Source organism: Caulobacter sp., from assembly GCF_049283275.1.
In the GTDB taxonomy this organism is placed as follows: domain Bacteria; phylum Pseudomonadota; class Alphaproteobacteria; order Caulobacterales; family Caulobacteraceae; genus Caulobacter.
The window spans coordinates 1-3,611 of the sequence record NZ_JBAPVS010000368.1 but is presented as its reverse complement, the minus strand read 5'-3'; the positions used below and the strand labels follow the sequence as shown (position 1 = coordinate 3,611).

Here is a 3,611-nt window from a genome sequence, read left to right as displayed (position 1 = left end):
GGGACACGCCGCAAGGGCATGTCCCCGGCTTCAGTGCAGCTTCAGCCGCCCCGCCACCCGCTGCTGCAGCAGCCGGGCCATGGCCAGGACGATGGTCTTGGGCGTGCCCATGATCGCCCGGTGGTGGTCCAGGTGCAGCGAGATATAGGCCCATTTGGCGATCAGGCCCTCGACGAAGAAGTTCGGGCCGCCCAGTCCGCCCATCAAGGCGCCGACGCCCTTGTTCTCGCCCAGCGACACCAGCGAACCGAAGTCGTGATAGACGAACGGCGCCTCGACGCGGCGCTGGCCCAGGCGGGCGATCAGCGCCCTGGCCAGGTAGCTGGCCTGCTGGTGGGCGGCCTGGGCGCGGGCCGGGATGATCCGGCCTTCGGTCTTGCCCTCGCGGTCCGGCCCCCGATCGGGCCAAGGACAGGCGGCGCAGTCGCCCAGGGCCCAGACGTCGGGCGCGGAAGTCTCCAGCCGCTCGTTGACCACGAACTGGTTGGTCTTGTTGGTGACCAGGCCATAGCCGGCGTTGGTCGGCGCGGCCTTGACCCCGGCGGCCCAGACGATCAGGTCGGCCGGAATGTCGCCGCCGCTGGTCTCCAGCCGGTCAGCGTGGACGGCCACCACCTTGGCGCCGGTGTGGACCCGTACGCCCTTGCGTTCCAGGGCCACGGTGGCCTGGTCGGAGATCTTCTCGGGCAGGCCGCCCAGGATGCGCGGCGCGGCCTCGACGATGGCGATGTCCAGGCGGAAGCGCTGTTCGGAACCCAGGCTGCCCAGCAGTTCGCGATGAGCCTCGATCAGTTCGGCCGACAGCTCCACCCCGGTGGCGCCGCCGCCGACAATGGCCACGCTCATGGTCTTCTCGGTCGAGAACGAGGCCTTCATGAAGGCGGCCAACAGGCGTGTGTGAAAGATCTCGGCGTCCTCGGTGCGCTCCAACAGGTGGGCCTGGTCGGCGCCGGGCGTGCCGAACAGGTTGCTGCCGCTGCCGATCGCCAATACGCCCCAGCTGAAGGTCACGCCGCGTTCGGGCACCAGCACCTTGCCGCCCTCCGCCAGGATGGGCTTGAGGTTCAGGCGCTTGGCGACCGGATCGAAGCTGTCCAGGTCGCCCAGCAGGAAGCTGAAATGGTTGGCGCGACCCAGGATTGAATAGGACAGGCCCTCCTGGTGGGTGTCCAGCGTGCCGGCGGCCACCTCGTGCAGGGTCGGCTTCCAGATGTGGAAGCTGGAGCGGTCGATCAGCAGCACGCGCTCCTTGCCGGCCTTGCGGCCCAGCTTGCGCCCCAGCCGCGCCGCCAGCTCCAGCCCGCCGGCCCCGCCGCCGACGATCACGATGTCGTAGTGCATGCCCGCCATCCAGAAATTCCTCAGATGGTGAATATATAGGACGGCGCGACGCCAATGTCAGCGCGGCGCTGGCGGTCGAGGTTGTCGAGGTCGGGGAGGGGCGCGGCGATCGTCGTCGCCGTCTCGGCCTTGTCCTGGACGCCCAGGATCGGCCCTGTGATCTGGCTCACCGTCATTCTCCGCGCGTGTTTTAGGCGAAGGATGACGGTGAGTTGATCTTTGCCGCAAGGGCAATGTTACCGGTACCGTAAACTTAGCGAACGACGTTCGCCTGCGACGGCCGGTTTTTGGGGATCGGCCTAGGGAATGGGATTGGCTTCCAGGCGCTTGTCCAGATAGTCGCCGACGCTCTTCTCGACGCTGGGCAGGTGCTCGGCCCAGAAGTGGGTGGCCTTGTCGACGACTTCGTAGTCGATGACGATGCCCTTCTGGGTGCGCAGCTTGGAGACCACGCGCTCGACCTCGACCGGCGGCACGACGGTGTCGGCCGCGCCGGTCAGGATCAGGCCCGAGGCCGGGCAGGGGGCCAGGAAGCTGAAGTCGTACATGTTGGTCGGCGGCGACACCGAGATGAAGCCGTCGGTTTCCGGACGGCGCATCAACAGCTGCATGCCGATATAGGCGCCGAAGCTGTAGCCGGCGACCCAGGTCTGGGCGGCGGCCGGGTTGTTGGACTGCAGCCAGTCCAGGGCCGTGGCCGCGTCGGCCAGTTCGCCGATGCCGCTGTCGAACTCGCCCTGGCTGCGGCCCACGCCGCGGAAGTTGAAGCGCAGGGTCGCGAAACCGCGCTTCATGAACAGGTGGTACAGCTGCACCGAGACCGGATGGTTCATGTGCCCGCCCGCCTTGGGGTGGGGGTGCAGGATCAGCGCGATCGGGGCGTTGTCGGTCTTGCCCGGGGAATAGCGGCCCTCGATGCGGCCCGAAGCTCCGGTCAAAATCACGTCAGGCATTCAAGGTCCCTATCCAATTCGGGGCGACGGGGCCGTCTCCGCGCACCCGTAAGGGTGAGGGAATACTTGACCGCTGCGCTTGGTCTTCCTAAATCCGCACCACGCGCCTTGGTCTTTATGGAAGACGTCTGGGCGCGAAGTCGCGGCTTGTAGCACACGCCTAAGCCGATGCGCGGGGAATCCGCAAGGAGATAAGGCGCATGCGCCTGAGCACCAAGGGACGCTACGCGGTGATGGCCATGACCGACCTGGCCCGCCGTCAGGACCAGGCCGAGGGCCGCGCCGTGGCCCTGGCCGAGATCGCCGCGCGTCAGCAGATCTCGTTATCCTATCTCGAGCAGCTCTTCGCCCGCCTGCGCCGCAAGGGGCTGGTGATCAGCGCCCGGGGGCCCGGAGGCGGCTATCGCCTGGCCCGCGAGGCCTGCGACACCGCCATCGCCGACATCGTCCTGGCCGTGGACGAACCTCTGCGCGCCACCCGCTGCGGCATCGCCAATATGGGTGGAAAAGGGGGAAAGACCGGCGCCAAGGGCTGCATGGCCGGCGGCGCCCAATGCCTAACCCACGATCTGTGGGAAGAGATGGGCCGCCAGATCCACGGCTATCTGGCCAGCGTGTCGGTCGCCGACGTCCTGGCCGGCAGGCTGTCCAATCGGGAGCAGGCGGCGGCGTGAGCAAGCCCTCCATCTATCTCGACTACAACGCCACCGCCCCGGTCCGCCCCGAGGCGCGGGACGCGGTGCTGCGCGCCTTCGAGACCGCTGGCAATCCCTCGTCCGTGCACGCCAGCGGCCGGGCCGCCCGTGACCTGGTGGAGACCGCCCGCGCCCAGGTGGCGGCTCTGGTCGGGGTCGTGCCGGGCTCGGTCACCTTCGTCAGCGGCGGTACGGAAGCCAACGCCCTGGCCATCGGCAGCGCAGCCTTTTCCGGCTTCAACCGCATCATCGTCAGCGAGGGCGAGCACGACGCCGTCCTCGAGACCGCCGCCGCCTCGGGCCTGCAGGTCCTGAAGATGCCGCTGGACGCCGACGGCGTCGCGCGGCTGGACTGGCTGGAAGAAGCGCTCAGCGACGAGGGCCGGGCCCTGGTCTGCCTGATGCTGGCCAATAACGAGACCGGCGTAATCCAGCCGGTCGCCGAAGCTTCCGCCCTGGTCCGCGCCGCTGACGGCTGGCTGCACGTCGACGCCGTCCAGGCGGCCGGCAAGATGGCCATCGACTTCACCGCCCTGGGCGCCGACACGATGGCGCTGTCGGCCCACAAGCTGGGCGGACCGCAGGGCGTTGGCGCGCTGGTGGCCGGCACGCGCGCCACGAT

General features: G+C 68.6%; 5 protein-coding genes. 2 read left to right on the top strand and 3 right to left on the bottom strand.

What is annotated here, in order from left to right; all coding sequences use genetic code 11:
• Nucleotides 1–30: 30 nt before the first annotated feature.
• The 3 genes from WAL33_RS21155 to WAL33_RS21145 form a co-directional block, all read right to left on the bottom strand.
• On the bottom strand, nt 31–1,341 hold the full coding sequence (locus tag WAL33_RS21155; protein WP_422183954.1) for an NAD(P)/FAD-dependent oxidoreductase: 1,311 nt from the start codon (nt 1,339–1,341) through the stop codon (nt 31–33).
• A gap of 20 nt (nt 1,342–1,361) precedes the next feature.
• On the bottom strand, nt 1,362–1,511 hold the full coding sequence (locus WAL33_RS21150; protein ID WP_422183952.1) for a hypothetical protein: 150 nt from the start codon (nt 1,509–1,511) through the stop codon (nt 1,362–1,364).
• Nucleotides 1,512–1,640: 129 nt separating this feature from the next.
• Complete coding sequence (locus WAL33_RS21145; RefSeq protein WP_029917296.1) at nt 1,641–2,294, bottom strand: alpha/beta hydrolase; 654 nt, start codon at nt 2,292–2,294, stop codon at nt 1,641–1,643.
• 200 nt (nt 2,295–2,494) lie between these two features.
• On the opposite strand from WAL33_RS21145, the gene WAL33_RS21140 reads away from it, so the two are divergent.
• Both WAL33_RS21140 and WAL33_RS21135 read left to right on the top strand, forming a co-directional pair.
• Entirely contained in the window at nt 2,495–2,968 is a 474-nt protein-coding gene (locus WAL33_RS21140; RefSeq protein WP_422183950.1) for an Rrf2 family transcriptional regulator, read from the top strand.
• A partial coding sequence (locus WAL33_RS21135; RefSeq protein WP_422183949.1) for a cysteine desulfurase family protein occupies nt 2,965–3,611 on the top strand: 647 nt, incomplete at its 3' end. The genes WAL33_RS21140 and WAL33_RS21135, both read left to right, overlap by 4 nt.

Excerpts from the sequence above, each read along its gene's own strand:
- WAL33_RS21155 (WP_422183954.1), bottom strand. The coding sequence starts at position 1,341 with ATGCACTACGACATCGTGATCGTCGGCGGCGGGGCCGGCGGGCTGGAG.
- WAL33_RS21145 (WP_029917296.1), bottom strand. The coding sequence starts at position 2,294 with ATGCCTGACGTGATTTTGACCGGAGCTTCGGGCCGCATCGAGGGCCGC.
- WAL33_RS21140 (WP_422183950.1), top strand. The coding sequence starts at position 2,495 with ATGCGCCTGAGCACCAAGGGACGCTACGCGGTGATGGCCATGACCGAC.